This is a genomic window from Idiomarina sp. UBA4520 (assembly GCF_002388365.1).
GTDB lineage: Bacteria > Pseudomonadota > Gammaproteobacteria > Enterobacterales > Alteromonadaceae > Idiomarina > Idiomarina zobellii.
Window position 1 is genome coordinate 189,568 of the sequence record NZ_DGMK01000011.1, and the last position, 14,760, is coordinate 204,327.

General features: G+C 46.0%; 11 protein-coding genes and 3 tRNA genes. 3 read left to right on the plus strand and 11 right to left on the minus strand.

What is annotated here, in order from left to right:
* Window positions 1-30 precede the first annotated feature (30 nt).
* On the plus strand, window positions 31-1,329 hold the full coding sequence (locus B3850_RS04555; protein ID WP_058578807.1) for an HlyC/CorC family transporter: 1,299 nt from the start codon (window positions 31-33) through the stop codon (window positions 1,327-1,329).
* Here B3850_RS04555 and B3850_RS04560 read toward each other — a convergent pair.
* Together B3850_RS04560 and gshA are read right to left on the minus strand one after the other, a co-directional pair.
* On the minus strand, window positions 1,326-1,964 hold the full coding sequence (locus B3850_RS04560; protein WP_053952505.1) for a hypothetical protein: 639 nt from the start codon (window positions 1,962-1,964) through the stop codon (window positions 1,326-1,328). The genes B3850_RS04555 and B3850_RS04560 overlap by 4 nt on opposite strands.
* Window positions 1,965-2,097: 133 nt before the next feature.
* The gene (gene gshA / locus B3850_RS04565) at window positions 2,098-3,699 is read right to left on the minus strand and encodes a glutamate--cysteine ligase (RefSeq protein WP_286872924.1); all 1,602 of its coding nucleotides are present in this window, start codon (window positions 3,697-3,699) and stop codon (window positions 2,098-2,100) included.
* Between the two features lie 167 nt (window positions 3,700-3,866).
* On the opposite strand from gshA, the gene B3850_RS04570 reads away from it, so the two are divergent.
* The gene (locus B3850_RS04570) at window positions 3,867-6,473 is read left to right on the plus strand and encodes a response regulator (protein WP_286911442.1); all 2,607 of its coding nucleotides are present in this window, start codon (window positions 3,867-3,869) and stop codon (window positions 6,471-6,473) included.
* A gap of 194 nt (window positions 6,474-6,667) precedes the next feature.
* Here B3850_RS04570 and B3850_RS04575 read toward each other — a convergent pair whose 3' ends face one another.
* The 9 genes from B3850_RS04575 to B3850_RS04615 all read right to left on the minus strand — a co-directional run bounded on the left by B3850_RS04575 (window position 6,668) and on the right by B3850_RS04615 (window position 13,958).
* Window positions 6,668-7,795, minus strand: a complete 1,128-nt coding sequence (locus B3850_RS04575; protein WP_053952508.1) for a sodium ion-translocating decarboxylase subunit beta — start codon at window positions 7,793-7,795, stop codon at window positions 6,668-6,670.
* Window position 7,796: 1 nt separating this feature from the next.
* Complete coding sequence (gene oadA / locus B3850_RS04580) at window positions 7,797-9,596, minus strand: sodium-extruding oxaloacetate decarboxylase subunit alpha (RefSeq protein ID WP_286911443.1); 1,800 nt, start codon at window positions 9,594-9,596, stop codon at window positions 7,797-7,799.
* Window positions 9,593-9,856, minus strand: coding sequence for an oxaloacetate decarboxylase subunit gamma (locus B3850_RS04585; protein ID WP_286911444.1), 264 nt, complete (start codon window positions 9,854-9,856; stop codon window positions 9,593-9,595). Before B3850_RS04585 ends, oadA begins: the two co-directional genes overlap by 4 nt.
* A gap of 160 nt (window positions 9,857-10,016) precedes the next feature.
* A tRNA-Arg gene (locus B3850_RS04590) sits at window positions 10,017-10,093 on the minus strand.
* 27 nt (window positions 10,094-10,120) lie between these two features.
* A tRNA-Arg gene (locus B3850_RS04595) sits at window positions 10,121-10,197 on the minus strand.
* Between the two features lie 19 nt (window positions 10,198-10,216).
* Window positions 10,217-10,309 (minus strand) — tRNA-Ser (locus tag B3850_RS04600).
* A 157-nt stretch (window positions 10,310-10,466) separates the two neighbouring features.
* On the minus strand, window positions 10,467-10,658 hold the full coding sequence (gene csrA, locus B3850_RS04605) for a carbon storage regulator CsrA (RefSeq protein WP_053952511.1): 192 nt from the start codon (window positions 10,656-10,658) through the stop codon (window positions 10,467-10,469).
* 121 nt (window positions 10,659-10,779) lie between these two features.
* A complete protein-coding gene (alaS, locus tag B3850_RS04610; RefSeq protein ID WP_286874155.1) occupies window positions 10,780-13,380 on the minus strand; it encodes an alanine--tRNA ligase in 2,601 nt (866 codons plus the stop codon).
* A gap of 107 nt (window positions 13,381-13,487) precedes the next feature.
* Window positions 13,488-13,958: a regulatory protein RecX gene (locus B3850_RS04615; protein ID WP_058578800.1), complete on the minus strand. Its 471-nt coding sequence runs from the start codon at window positions 13,956-13,958 to the stop codon at window positions 13,488-13,490.
* A 53-nt stretch (window positions 13,959-14,011) separates the two neighbouring features.
* Here B3850_RS04615 and B3850_RS04620 point away from each other — a divergent pair, with 53 nt between their 5' ends.
* Window positions 14,012-14,731 carry an SIMPL domain-containing protein gene (locus B3850_RS04620; RefSeq protein ID WP_053952514.1) on the plus strand — a complete coding sequence of 240 codons (720 nt, stop codon included), beginning with the start codon at window positions 14,012-14,014 and terminating at the stop codon, window positions 14,729-14,731.
* The last annotated feature ends 29 nt before the right edge of the window (window positions 14,732-14,760 follow it).

Consider the following 14,760-nt stretch of genomic DNA (forward strand, 5'->3'; position numbering starts at 1 on the left):
ACATTCTAAGTTAACGTAAGGAAATAACCGTTGGACGAGATATCGACGAGCTTGTTGCTCGTTATTTTAGCCGTACTGATATTTTTATCCGCTTACTTTTCAGGCTCTGAAACCGGGATGATGTCGATTAACCGATATCGCCTAAGACATCTGGTGCAAAGCAATCACCGTGGAGCTAAGCGTGTCCAGCATTTATTAGACCGCCCTGACAGGCTTATCGGCCTTATTCTCATTGGCAACAATCTGGTCAACATTGGCGCGTCAGCCATAGCCACCATCATTTGCTTACGTTGGTTCGGTGACGCCGGTATTGTCATAGCAACCTTCGGGTTAACCTTAATCATTTTGATCTTTTCGGAAGTCACCCCGAAAACCATCGCGGCTTTGCATCCAGAGCGGGTTTCCTTTCCAAGCTCATTGATTCTCTTGCCTTTGCTTAAAGTCATGTACCCTGTTGTTATTGGCGTCAATGCAATTACTAACACTTTTATGCGCATTCTGGGCGTCAACCCCAAACAGTCGCAAATGGCCGATGCGTTGAGTTCGGAAGAGTTACGAACAGTGGTTAACGAAGCCGGCAATTTAATTCCGTCGTCTCACCAGGAAATGCTGGTCAGCATACTCGACTTAGAAAAAGTGACGGTCGAAGATGTCATGATTCCGCGAAATGAAATTATCGGTATTGATATTAACGACGAGTGGAAGTCCATAGTTAAGCAGCTGTCTAACGGTCAGCACACTCGAGTTTTGTTGTACCGCAACGAAATTGATGACGTTGTCGGTTTCCTGCATGCTCGCGATGTCATGCGGTTAATGACAAAGAATCAGTTTAATGCCGATAAGTCCATTTTGGTCAGGGCGGCGCGAGATATTTATTTTATTCCAGAAGGCACACCACTGAATGTTCAGCTATTAAAGTTTCAGCGCAGTAAAGAACGTATAGGGCTGGTGGTCGATGAGTACGGTGACATCCAGGGGCTAGTAACACTGGAAGACATACTGGAAGAAATTGTTGGAGACTTCACGACAACCATGGCACCAGCACCGAGCGAATCGGTTACTCAGGAAAGTGACGGAGTCTATGTCGTTGACGGCTCTGCCAACCTACGCGAGTTGAATAAAGAAATGGACTGGGACTTCCCAATTGACGGTCCTAAGACACTTAGTGGTCTTATTATAGAACAGTTTGGTGATATTCCTGACTCACGCTTATGCTTACGCCTTGGTGGTTACCCGGTTGAGCTGGTAGAAGTCGGAGATACGATGATAAAACAAGCTCGGGTTCTGCCGGCACTTTATAAAGCACCGACAGAAACCAATAACGACTAACCAAAGAAGAGGCGCCACAACCACCCTTTTTGTAAGTCCTCTTCACAGGTTTTCAATTGCGTCGCGTAAGTTAACGAGCGACGCTTAACGATTCTAGACACACGCACCAACCACGGTTTTTTCAGGTAGGTTTTACGTTGGTAGCCTCCCCACCCTTCGTGATAATTCAGATACTGTCCGTAAGCATCCCATTTAGATACGCCGTTAACTTGATAGGTTTTATAAATAAACCAACCCATAAAATCGATAGCATCTTCGAATGAGGAGCGACTCGCCCAGCTATTTCCGGTCTCACGCTGGTAGTCTTCCCAAGTCATGGTTTTGGCTTGCGAATAGCCATACGCAGAACTAACTCTTCCCCAGGGGATAAAACCTAATAAATAATCTCTTGGCGGCAGTGCATCGTGTTTAAAGGAGCTTTCCTGATACATCATTGCCATGGGGACATGAATCGGCACGCCCCAGCGTTCACGAGCGTCTTCCGCCGCATCGTACCAGTCACGGTGCTCTTCAAAAATCGCACAAATATTTTCAGGGTTCTCAGGTGGAGGTGTGGCACAGCCACTTAACAGAATAGCGAAAGCCGCTGCTGATAAGGTTGTTCGGTGTATAGGTTTAAAAAAAATCGTTTTCATTGAACTTTCTTCAAATAGGCCACTCTGAGTATATGAACACATTGAGAGTTAACGTATTTGTTCATCCCCTGAACGTTTTATTTGACGCAGCCAACATTGGCTGCGTTTTTTTATGCATTCGAGCCTAGCGTAGTTATCCAGGCTGTTTTGCGTTTTCAAAATAATTGGCTAAAAACGTATCGAAATCGACGGTATTGTCTTGCTCGTAACGATCACTAAACGCTTTTTCAGACGCTTGCGCCCACTCGCTAAAGTCACTTTTATCGTAAAACTCTAACGCAGAGTCTGTCATTTCCTGTCTGTACTTTTTAGCCAACAGCATACCGATACGGCTGTTGTCCCAATTCTCCGACTGCAACTGATGCATAATTTGCCCGGACAATGTGCGCTCTGGATTCAGCACCCATTCATACAAGTCCGCCAAATCATTTTGATAATCCTTTGTATCGGCTGAATTGTCCAGCGTCTTCGCTAGTACAGAAAGGTCGGCAAACAACTCTTCCAGCCAGTCGGCCATAAGCCGATCAATACCGTTTTGCGCTAAGCTTAAGCGCGGGTTACGCCCTTCCATAACAACTTTGGTAAAGTTTTTATCCGCTTGCTGCTGCTGTTCCCAAGTCATTTCTTCACTCGGCTGCAACAGACAGTACAACAATAACAAATCGAGAAAGCGCATTTGCTGAGCGGTAATACCAACATCACTGTATGGGTTAACATCGAGTGCGCGTATTTCAATATACTCAACCCCACCACGCTCGAGTGCCTGGCTAGGAGTTTCACCATCCTGAGCAATCTGCTTAGGGCGAATCGGTGAGTAAAATTCGTTCTCAATCTGCAGAATATTATCGTTTAGTTGACGGTAGTCGTCGTCGACTTTTACACCAATTTTCGAAAATTGCTGAGACTGCGTAGTTATTGCCTTGCGCAAACCCGCTACATACTCTTCCAGAGAGTTATAAGTAATTTGTAATGTGGCTTGCTCTTTATTGGTATAACCCAAGTCGCTCATACGCAACGACGTACCGTACGGCAAAAACACCGTCCCTTTTCCTACGGTGTCAAAGTCCCACTTTTTCAGCAGCTCTTCGTTGTTTGTTTGTGTAAAAAACGACTTGCAAAGTGCCGGCGAGGCACCAAAAAGATAAGGAATAACCCAGGCAATACGTTTAAAGTTTCGAATTAACCCGAAGTACCTTTTACTGCGATAAGCACTATCGTTTACTTCGCCGTCCACCTGCGCCAACTGTTCCCACATGTCATCAGACACAGAGAAGTTGTAGTGCACACCGGCAATTACCTGCATCGTTGCACCATAGCGATAGGTCAACCCACGACGATAAAGGCTTTTCATTCGTCCGGAATGAGAGTCACCGTATTTCGCTATACGGATATCTTTGTCTGACCCCAAATAGCACGGCATACTCATTGGCCACAGTAGCTCTTCACCAATGGCGTTATAAGTCACTCGGTGAATATCTCTAAGCTGCTTTAACGTAGTATTTATATCCGTCGCAACAGGCGTAATAAACTCTAAAAGGTTCTCAGAGTAGTCTGTCGTGATAGTCGGGTGAGTCAACGTACGACCCAATTCACTGGGATGGTCGGTTGTTGCTAAAGTGCCATTTTCATTTATTCGCAAGGCCTCGCGCTCGATACCGCGTTTTATTCCCTGCCAAACATCTGGCTTATCACTTTGCTTAAGCGTTTCTACAACTGATTGAAATGTGGCTTGCAAAAGACTACTCCATTGACCAAAACGGATTATTTTCTGTTGCTAAGCTTACTGGTAATTACTTTAAACGTCCATGATAGAGACACTAATTTTCCTGATATTGCTTGGCGATTCGCCGCCGACATGGCAGACTAACGCACGTATACAACCCCTTTCGGTTACGGACTACCATGAGCTCATTCTGGACGTTTTTACAGCTAATTTTCGTTGTTCTGCAGGTATCGAGCCTCGTGCTCTACGCTCTACTCCCCTCTCCATGGAGCGACACCGTTCTGGTCGCAATGATAACGTTCAGCTTAATTATTGGTATTGCCATTTGGTGGTGGTCGCGCCGCAACGCGTTAACGGCGCCCTTCCGTCAGCCGTTTTTATCGTCAGATTCAATGCAGCTTTTTGAACAAGTGTTTAACGACTTGCCGACGCGCGTTTACTGGCGTGACTCGGAACTCAAATTATTAGGCGGTAACGAAGCCTTCGCCAAAGATTTAGGTCTTAATCCGGAAGAAGTAACCGGGAAGTCTGACAATGATATCCCGGTGCTCGCGAACAACCTTATTTTACGAGAGAAAGATCAAACAACCTTCGCAACGCAAAAGCCGTCTACTAACGACGAGCTAGAACTGTCTCTTGCGCAAGGCAGTCGTTGGGTTGAGCACTCCAGCGTTCCTCTGCACGATGACGACGGCAATATTATTGGTATTTTAGGCAGCTATTACGACATTTCCGGCATTAAGTCAGTTGCCGAGGAAATGGAGAAAGCAAAAGAAACTGCGGAAAATGCTAACCGCTCTAAGGGCGAGTTTCTCGCTAATATGAGTCATGAAATTCGTACGCCAATCAATGCCATTGTCGGTATGGCTAACCTGTGCCTCAAGACAGAGTTAAACCAAAAACAAAAACGCTATATAAAAGTTATCGACTCCTCTTCGCAGGCGTTATTAGGTGTTATTAACGATATTCTCGACTTTTCAAAAATTGATGCCGGCAAGCTTACTGTTGAAGAAATTCCGTTTGATTTACAGGATGTTCTTACATCATTAGCTGACATGTTTGCGTATCGCGCCTACGACAAAGATCTCGAGTTTATTATCAATTTGCCGGCTAATATCCCCACCAAGCTAATTGGTGACCCGTTACGCTTAAATCAGGTTCTTGTTAACTTAATTAGTAACGCCATCAAATTCACTGAAGACGGCGAGATTAATGTTGCGGTGAACTTATTAGACAGCTCTGATGAAGACGTTCTACTGCGTATTTCCGTTACCGATACCGGCATTGGCATGGACGAAGAACAACGCGCGAACCTCTTCAAAGAGTTTACTCAAGCCGACACATCAACCACGCGAAAATACGGCGGCACTGGCCTGGGGCTGGCTATATCTCGTCGGTTAATTCTCTTAATGGGAGGGGATATTGGCGTAACCAGTGCGGTCGAGCAAGGCTCTACATTCTATATAGAAATAAAGTTGCCCGTTCAACGAGAGCAGGACAATACGCATCACGAGTATTTATTGAAGCATTTAACCGGCAAACGCATTTTGGCGGTCGATGACAACCTCAGTACCCGTGAAATGCTTTATGAAATGCTTAGAAGCTATCAGGTCGATGTCAAAGTGTGCCGTACGGCCGAGCAAGCCCTTAAAGTGTTTGACGAGTCCGTTCATGAGGGAACCCCTTACGAGTTACTGTTAGTCGACTGGCGGTTACCAGGAATGGACGGGCTGACTTTGTGTGAGAAAATAACACAGACCTACGAGGCTGACGTACGACCTAAGCTAACATTAGCAACGGGTTACTACGCAGAGGAGCTCTCAGAAAAAGCCAAGCGTGCCGGCGTAAACGATATTTTATCGAAGCCGTTTACCGCCTCGACGCTTGGGCGCAGTTTAACGTCAACACTGCTCCATCGTGATATTGATGAAGACATGAGCTCTGAGTCAACTGAAGGCGTTCCTGATAACCTCACCGGTGCACCGGTGTTAGTCGTTGAAGACAACGAAATAAATCAGCAAGTTGCCCGAGAGATATTGAGCAGCCATAAGTTTCAGGTGGACATTGCCGAGAATGGCCAACTGGCGGTTGATGCTGTTCGCGAGAAAAAATACGCCATAGTGCTTATGGACATTCAAATGCCGGTAATGGATGGGCTGAAAGCTGCTCAACATATTCGCACTGAGTTTACCTACCAGCAACTGCCGATTCTAGCTATGACGGCTAACGCCATGAGTGGTGACAAAGAGCGCTCTTTAGCCGCCGGCATGCAAGGTCATATACCTAAGCCTATCGATGAAAAAGTGTTACTTAAGGCCATTGCCAAGTGGGCGGTCCCAGGGGACTACTCAGCCGATGACACCAATAATTACGTTGACTCAGCCGAACAGCAGCCAGAGCCTGCACAGAAAGCGCCGATAAAAATACCCCAGGTGAAAGGTATCGACTTTGAATCTGCCCTTGGCCGTCTGCAATACAATGTTGAATTGTACCTGAAGCTGGTAGAACAGCTTTATGAGAGCTACCAAGGCAGCGCAACCAAAGTCTCTGACTTTATTACTCGTGGCCAGCATGATAGTGCTAAGCGTTATTTCCATTCATTAAAAGGCGCTGCAGCTAACTTAGGTTTTACTCAGCTTAGAAATAAAGCCGCTGACTTAGAGGCATTCATGGCAGAAGGCGAAATTGATAAGGTTGCCGACCAAATTACCGAACTGGAAAAGCGTTTGCGTTTCGCTCATCAGGCGGCACAAGATTTAGAAACCATTCAGCAGCACCAATCTTAAAGGCCAATTATGATACGTTATTTCTTTTTAATTCCATTGCTGCTAAGCCTGCTTTGGTTGCTTTACCTTAAGACCAACGGCTGGACGATAAAGCAGGGATACAAAGGGTTTGTTTATATTGCGGTGATAAGTGCAGTCATCGCCGCTTTTTACACGGCGATGATGTTTATTACGGGGAGATAGTGTCTTAACTGTTAAACAAGAGCCAGCAAGACACCTGCAGCAACTGCTGAGCCCAGGACCCCGGCAACGTTTGGCCCCATTGCATGCATCAGCAGGAAGTTCTGCTGATTAGAGTCTAACCCAACCTTATTAACCACTCGCGCTGCCATAGGAACAGCCGAAACACCTGCAGCACCAATAAGCGGGTTGATTGGATCCTTACTAAACTTAGCCATTAATTTCGCCATAAGTACACCGCTTGCCGTACCTATAGAGAATGCCACAGCACCAAGCAGCAAAATACCCAACGTCTGGAAACTTAAGAACTGATCAGCCTGAAGTTTTGAACCTACCGCAAGGCCAAGGAAAATAGTGACAATATTAATAAGCTCGTTCTGAGTCGTTTTGGTTAAACGTTCAACGACTCCAGACTCACGCATTAGGTTACCTAAACAAAACATGCCAACCAACGGCGTTGCCGACGGTAAAAACAGTAGCGTTAAGGTAATAGCAATAAGCGGGAAAAACAGCTTTTCGCGACGCGCTACAGGTCGCAGCTGCTCCATTTTAACCTGACGCTCTTTTTCTGTTGTAAGCAGCTTCATAATTGGCGGCTGAATAATTGGCACCAACGCCATGTAAGAATAAGCTGCAACAGCAATTGCTCCCAGTAAATCCGGCGCTAACTTTGATGCCAAAAATATCGCTGTCGGTCCATCTGCGCCGCCAATAATGGAAATGGCAGCCGCATCTGACATTGAAAACTCAATACCTGGCACAATGTTCAAAGCAATAGCACCAAACAAAGTCGCAAAAATACCAAATTGCGCAGCGCCACCTAAGAACAACATTTTCGGGTTAGCCAATAACGGACCAAAGTCGGTTAATGCACCTACCCCCATAAAAATAAGTAACGGAAATACACCCGTGTCTATTCCCACAGAGTACACGTAATACAGCACACCACCCGGCTCGGTAAAGCCGGCCAGGGGAATATTAGCCAGTATCGCGCCAAAACCTATAGGTAAAAGCAGTAGTGGTTCAAACTTTTTCGCAATAGCTAAGTACAACAATAACCCGCCGACCAGTATCATACTAAACTGACCCAGCGTCATTGCGGAAATACCGGTGGTTTCCCACAAAGTCATTAACTTATCCATGTTAGCCCACCGTTACTAAGCTATCGCCAACTGTTACCGCATCGCCTTCTTTTACATGAATAGCATTGACGGTACCGTCACTTTCCGCCTTGATATCGGTTTCCATTTTCATGGCTTCCATAACCAAAACAACATCTCCGGCTTTAACCTGGCTGCCTTCTTTTGCAACGACTTTGAAAATATTCCCTGCTAATGGCGCTTTTATCGTTGTCCCTTCACCATTACTGGCGGGTTTAGATGCCTGCTGATCGTTACTTGAGCTTTGCGCTTGGACTGAATCAATTTGACCAGAAGGCCCCACTTTCACACTGAACTTTTGACCGTCAACTTCCACATCATAAAGCTCAACACCACCGCTAGACGAGGCCGCAGCAGATTCTTTTCCTGGTGTCTGACCAGAGCTTTCGCTTGGCTCTTCAGGCGCCGGTTCAAAAGCATCCGGATTGTCTCTATTTTTCAGGAATTTCAAACCAATTTGCGGGAATAGAGCATAAGTCAGAACATCATCTTCCACGTTGTCAGCCAGACGAATGTCCTGCTCTTTCGCTGTCTTCTTCAACTCATCGGTAAGAGCATCCATTTCATCATCGATTAAGTCAGCCGGACGACAGGTAATTGGCTCTGCGCCATCGAGCACGCGCTTTTGCAGCTCTTTATTCACTTCTGCAGCAGTCGACCCGTACTCACCTTTAAGAACAGCAGCGGTTTCTTTAGAAATGTTGGCATATCGTTCTCCACTCAATACATTAAGTACCGCCTGTGTACCTACAATTTGCGAAGTCGGTGTTACCAGTGGAATAAAGCCGAGATCTTCCCGAACCTTTGGAATTTCTTCCAGCACTTCATCAAACTTATCGATAGCGCCCTGCTCTTTTAGCTGGCTTTCCATGTTCGTCAGCATACCGCCAGGCACCTGAGCTAACAGAATTCTGGCATCCACGCCTTTCAGCGAGCCCTCGAACTGAGCATACTTCTTACGAACGTCGCGGAAGTATGAAGCAATTTCCGCTAAATCAGGTAAAGACAACCCGGTATCTCTGTCAGTACCTTCCGTCATTGCAACCAGTGTTTCTGTTGGCGAATGACCGTAAGTCATACTCATCGAAGAAATCGCTGTATCGAGCATATCAATGCCCGCATCAATGGCTTTTTGGTAGGTTGCGACACTTAGGCCTGTGGTTGCGTGGCACTGCATAGAAATAGGTAAGTCGGTCTTTTCTTTAAGCGCACTGACTAATTCATAAGCGTCATTCGGACGCAACAGGCCAGCCATGTCTTTAATAAATAATGAGTCACAACCCATGTCTTCAAGTTCTTGCGCCATCTCGACCCATTTATCCAATGTATGTACCGGACTTACGGTGTATGACAAGGTTCCCTGAGCGTGCCCTTCAACATCTTTAGCCGCCTTTATTGCAGTTTTTAAGTTGCGAACGTCGTTCATAGCATCAAAAATACGGAATACATCCACACCATTTTCTTTTGCTCGTTCGACAAAACGGCGAACAACGTCATCGGCGTAATGACGGTAGCCCAACAAATTCTGTCCTCGCAACAGCATTTGCTGACGGGTATTTGGCATTGCCTTGCTTAACTCTCGAATGCGCTCCCATGGATCTTCGCCCAGATAACGAATACAAGAATCAAAAGTGGCGCCCCCCCAGGACTCCATGGACCAATAGCCGACTTTGTCCAGCTTTTCGGCAATAGGTAACATATCGTCTAAGCGCATTCTGGTCGCTAGTAAAGACTGATGAGCATCTCTTAAAACAAGCTCAGTTAACAACAAAGGCTTACTCATTTAAACATCTCCTTATTTTCTGCGGCCGAATGGCTCTGACGGTACTGGTGCACAGCAGCAGTTATTGCTGCAATCACTTTTGGGGACTTCCCGGCGGGAGCGTCAGAACGGGTTTGACTGGGTGCCTCTGGTGCTGGAGTCGGTGTCGGTATTAACCGCTTCATAACGGCCATACACACAACCAATATACACAAAAAGACAATGACAGCGCCCATACCAACGAGCATGAGCTGTGCTGCTTGGGTAAGTAGTTCTTGCAAAAGACACCTCGGAACGACTGCAAATTGTTATAAATTTATTAAATACTATGGTAGCAAGTCGCGCAAGAATTTGCAGCGTCAAATAGTCGGTATTCAACAGCTAAATAAGGGAAATATGAGAATAAATAGCGAAAATAGGATGTATGGAAAAACAAAGAAATGGCGCGCCCGAGAGGAGTCGAACCTCTAACCGCCTGGTTCGTAGCCAGGTACTCTATCCAGTTGAGCTACGGGCGCATTGCCTGAAGTGTTTTGAAGTGAAAATGGCGCGCCCGAGAGGAGTCGAACCTCTAACCGCCTGGTTCGTAGCCAGGTACTCTATCCAGTTGAGCTACGGGCGCAAATTTTTCACTTAACGAATGGCGGAGAGGGAGGGATTCGAACCCTCGATAGGGCTACAAACCCTATACTCCCTTAGCAGGGGAGCGCCTTCAGCCACTCGGCCACCTCTCCAAATCGTTGTGGCGTGAATTCTAGCGATGTTGGCAATAATGTCAATTGGTTTTTTAAAAACAATGGTTCAAGTGTGGGATAATTGACCATCTCGTTGGATTTTTCCGCAAATTATGCGTTACGCATAAAAAAACCGGCGAATGCCGGTTTTTTCTAACTATTCTTTTTCGTCATGTTCATCGTCTTTTTCAGACTGAATGCGCATGTAAATTTCTTCTCGATGGACGGAAACATCCTTCGGGGCATTTACACCAATACGTACCTGGTTCCCTTTTACGCCAAGGACAGTGACCGAAACATCATCACCTATCATCAGTGTTTCACCTACACGGCGAGTCAAAATTAGCATAAATTGCTCCTTCAATACTGTCCCGATGTTACCGCAACGATCGAACATTTCCCTAAATGTGATGTAAGCAGTCTACCAATAATGGCAATGATTACACTATAACGAAACTCATAACCCTAAGTTACGATAGCTGCTGCTCTAACCAAGTTGTTGCCGTAGCCAAGGCTTCATTTAAATGTTCAGGCAGTGAACCCCCGGCTTGCGCCATATCGGGACGACCACCACCCTTGCCGCCGACTACATTAGCGGCCTGGTTGACTAAATCTCCTGCTTTGACTTTAGCGGTTAAATCGCCAGTAACGCCAGCGATTAAACTCACTTTGGAGCCATTGGCAGTTCCAAGTAATACGACACCAGAGCCAATTTGGTTCTTCAGATCATCAACTAATTCTCGCAGTGATTTAGGATCGGCTTGATCTAACTCAGCAACAATAGCTTTAACGCCTGCAATTTCAGCCGCTTGTGAAACCAAACCGCCCCCCGCTTGAGACGCCAGTTTTTTCTGAAGCTGCTCATTTTGGCGCTCTAGCTCACGCTGCTTCTGCAACACCTGCTGAATCTTCTCAATTAAATTATCAGGTTTCGCTTTAATCTCGGCCGCCACCTGATTAAGCATAGCTTGCTGGCCTTGTGTATAGCGAATAGCCGCTTCACCGGTAACCACTTCAATACGGCGCACGCCCGAGGCAATACCACCTTCAGAAGTAATACGGAATAAACCAATGTCACCGGTTGAACGAACGTGAGTACCGCCACATAACTCCATAGAGAAGTCACCCATGCGTACCACACGGACCTGCTCGTCATACTTTTCACCAAATAAGGCCATTGCGCCAGCAGCTTTTGCTTCTTCAATGTCCATTAACTGTGTTTCTAGCGACAAGTTCGCTCGAATTTGCGCATTCACTTCACGCTCAATTTGAGCTATTTGTTCAGCGGAAACAGGTTCAAAGTGTGAAAAGTCAAAACGCATTTTGTCCGCTTCTACCAGCGAGCCTTTCTGAGTAACGTGCTCACCTAACAGATTACGTAATGCAGCGTGCACCAGGTGTGTCGCAGAGTGATTCCGTTTAATATTTTCCCGGCGTTCAGCATCAATCTCAGCTTTCACTGAATCACTTAGCTGAATAGTCGCCGACGCCTTACCGTGATGTCCAATCGCTTTACCAATATATTGAGTATCGGTGACCTCAAAGACGCCGCTATTCGCTACTAATTTACCGGTATCACCAGTCTGGCCGCCGCTTTCTGCGTAAAAAGGAGTTTCGGACAAGACAATAATGCCGCTTTCACCCGCTTCTAAACGTTCAACCGCTTTACCTTCCTTGAAAAGCTCTACGACTTTAGCGTCACCATTAACCTGCTCGTAACCAGTAAATGCCGTTTTCTGCTCTGACTTAATTTGTTCGTTATAGTCCATACCGAACTGAGAGGCTTGCTGAGCTCGCTTGCGCTGTTCAGCCATTGCCTTTTCAAAGCCGGGTTCATCAACCGTTAGCTCTTGTTCGCGAGCTATGTCAGCGGTTAAATCAACCGGGAAACCGTATGTGTCATAAAGCTTAAAGACGACATCACCAGGAATAACAGTGCCATCAAGCTGCTTGATCTCATCGGAGAGAATTGCCAAGCCTCGTTCAAGCGTACGCGCAAACTGCTGTTCTTCACGCTCTAACGCATCTTTTATAATCGACTGTTTTTCTACCAGTTCCGGATACGCTTCGCCCATCTGGTTAACAAGTTCATCAACCAGCTGGAAGAAAAATGTTTCTTTAGCACCCAGTAAGTGACCATGTCGTACCGCACGGCGGATAATACGGCGCAACACATAACCGCGCCCTTCATTCGATGGCATTACGCCATCAGCAATTAAGAAAGAGCATGAACGGATATGGTCAGCAATAACACGCAATGACTTATTGTTAAGGTCGTCAGTACCAATGATTTTAGCCGCTGACTGAATCAGTGCCTGGAATAAGTCAATCTCGTAGTTACTGTGGACATTCTGCATAATGGCAGAAATACGCTCTAACCCCATGCCTGTATCTATTGAAGGGTTTGGCAATGGCTCAAGCGTACCGTCAGCCTGACGGTTGTACTGCATGAAAACCAAATTCCAAATTTCAATATAACGGTCACCGTCTTCTTCCGGTGTGCCCGGAGGACCGCCCCATACTTCAGGGCCATGGTCGTAGAAGACTTCTGAGCATGGCCCACACGGCCCTGTATCACCCATCGACCAGAAGTTATCTTTTTCGCCAATACGTGAAATACGATCTTCCGGTACACCAATATCTTTTGCCCAGATATCGTAAGCTTCGTCGTCTTCTGTAAAGACAGTCACCCACAGCTTTTCAGCCGGTAATTTCAATTCGTTGGTAAGAAAGTCCCACGCATATTCAATAGCTTGCTTTTTAAAGTAGTCACCAAAGCTGAAGTTACCCATCATTTCAAAAAATGTATGGTGTCTAGCCGTATACCCCACGTTTTCCAGGTCATTATGTTTGCCGCCAGCGCGCAGGCAACGCTGAGCAGAAGTTGCCTTGTCGTAACGACGCTTATCGCTCCCCAAAAAAACATCTTTAAACGGCACCATACCGGCATTAGTAAATAATAACGTTGGATCATTACCCGGTATCATTGATGCCGAAGGCACTCTTTCGTGTCCTCGTTTCGCAAAATAACTGAGAAATGTTTCACGAATTTGGGCACTGTTCATGCTCATAGTTTGTCCTACTTTTAGTTTGTCTAGTTTGTCCTGCTTGCTTTGCCAAAAGCCTATGGGTGTAATTGCTTATATACTGTTAGATTATCACGAAGTCGTTGCTCAGCCTAGCTTTCTGGTCGATTGACGCAAGCGAATATTTGTTCCGAATTAAAACCACGCTGTTGCAGAAAGCGTACTTGTTTCATCCACTGCTTTTGATCTGCCGGCGGCTCTTCACCAAAGCGTCGTTCCTTTAAATCGGCACATAAGCTAAACCAGTCTATGTCCATTTCATCCAGTAATCGCTCGACAAGCTCTACCGATAATCCTTTTTGCTGAGTTGCCTGAGCTAAAATTTTCAGCCGACCTTGTTTTTGCGATACCTTTTCACGTATGAAAATTTCGGCAAACCGCTCGTCGCTTTGCCAGCCTTTTTCTTTAAAGTCTTTTAACACTGCGTCAACCATGTCGTTGGGCCAACGCTTTTGAATCAATTTTCGGCGCAACTCCTGATAGCTTTGCTCACGACGCCCTAACAGGCGAAACACCGAGTCTCTCAATGCGCTTTCATCATATTCTTCTGAACTTTCACCCATGACCTATACTCCATAGCTAAGAGTTATGGGAATTCTATACAGGGACACTAATCATGACCAAGAGTTACTTAAAATCAAGCATTCTTTCGGTTTGTCTGTTAGTTCTTACAGCAGGCTTCCACCAAGTCTCACAAGCAACAGAGCAGCGCATTACGGCGACAGGCAACGGCAGCGTCAGTGCCGTGCCGGATTTAATGCGAATTACCTTCTGGATAGAAGAGCGCGGCAATAAACTCAGTTCGCAAAAGACCGTGGTCGACAATACAACTGAACGCTTACTAAACGACTTACTTAAAGAAGATGTTGCAGAAAAAGACATTCAGTCTTACCAGTTGCAAATTTACCCGCAGTACGAACAAGACTCCGACGGTAAAACCAAGCAGAGCGGCTTTATTGTCAGACGAGAGATAAAAGTGACTCTACGCAACCCTGAAAATTATGACAATGTGATTGATTTAGCTTTATCTAGAGGTGTTACCCGGGTTGGACAAATTCAGTTCGAAATTGGTGACCAACAGGCGCTTTATCAACAAGCATTAATTAATGCCTACAAACAAGCCCGGCAAAAAGCCGAACAGTTGGCGAGTACAGCCGGCCTTGATCTCACCGGTACCTTAAGTATTACTGAGCGCTCAATCTCGCGCCCATTTATGATGCAAATGGCAGAAGCCAGTGTACGTTCTGACAAGGTGTCGCTGCCGGGTCAACAAACCATCGAAGCCTCCGTTGAGGCTGTATTTAGTGTCGAAAACATACAAAACAAAGGCAATTAATTGATTGCGTCGGGACGCGAGTCAGGTAG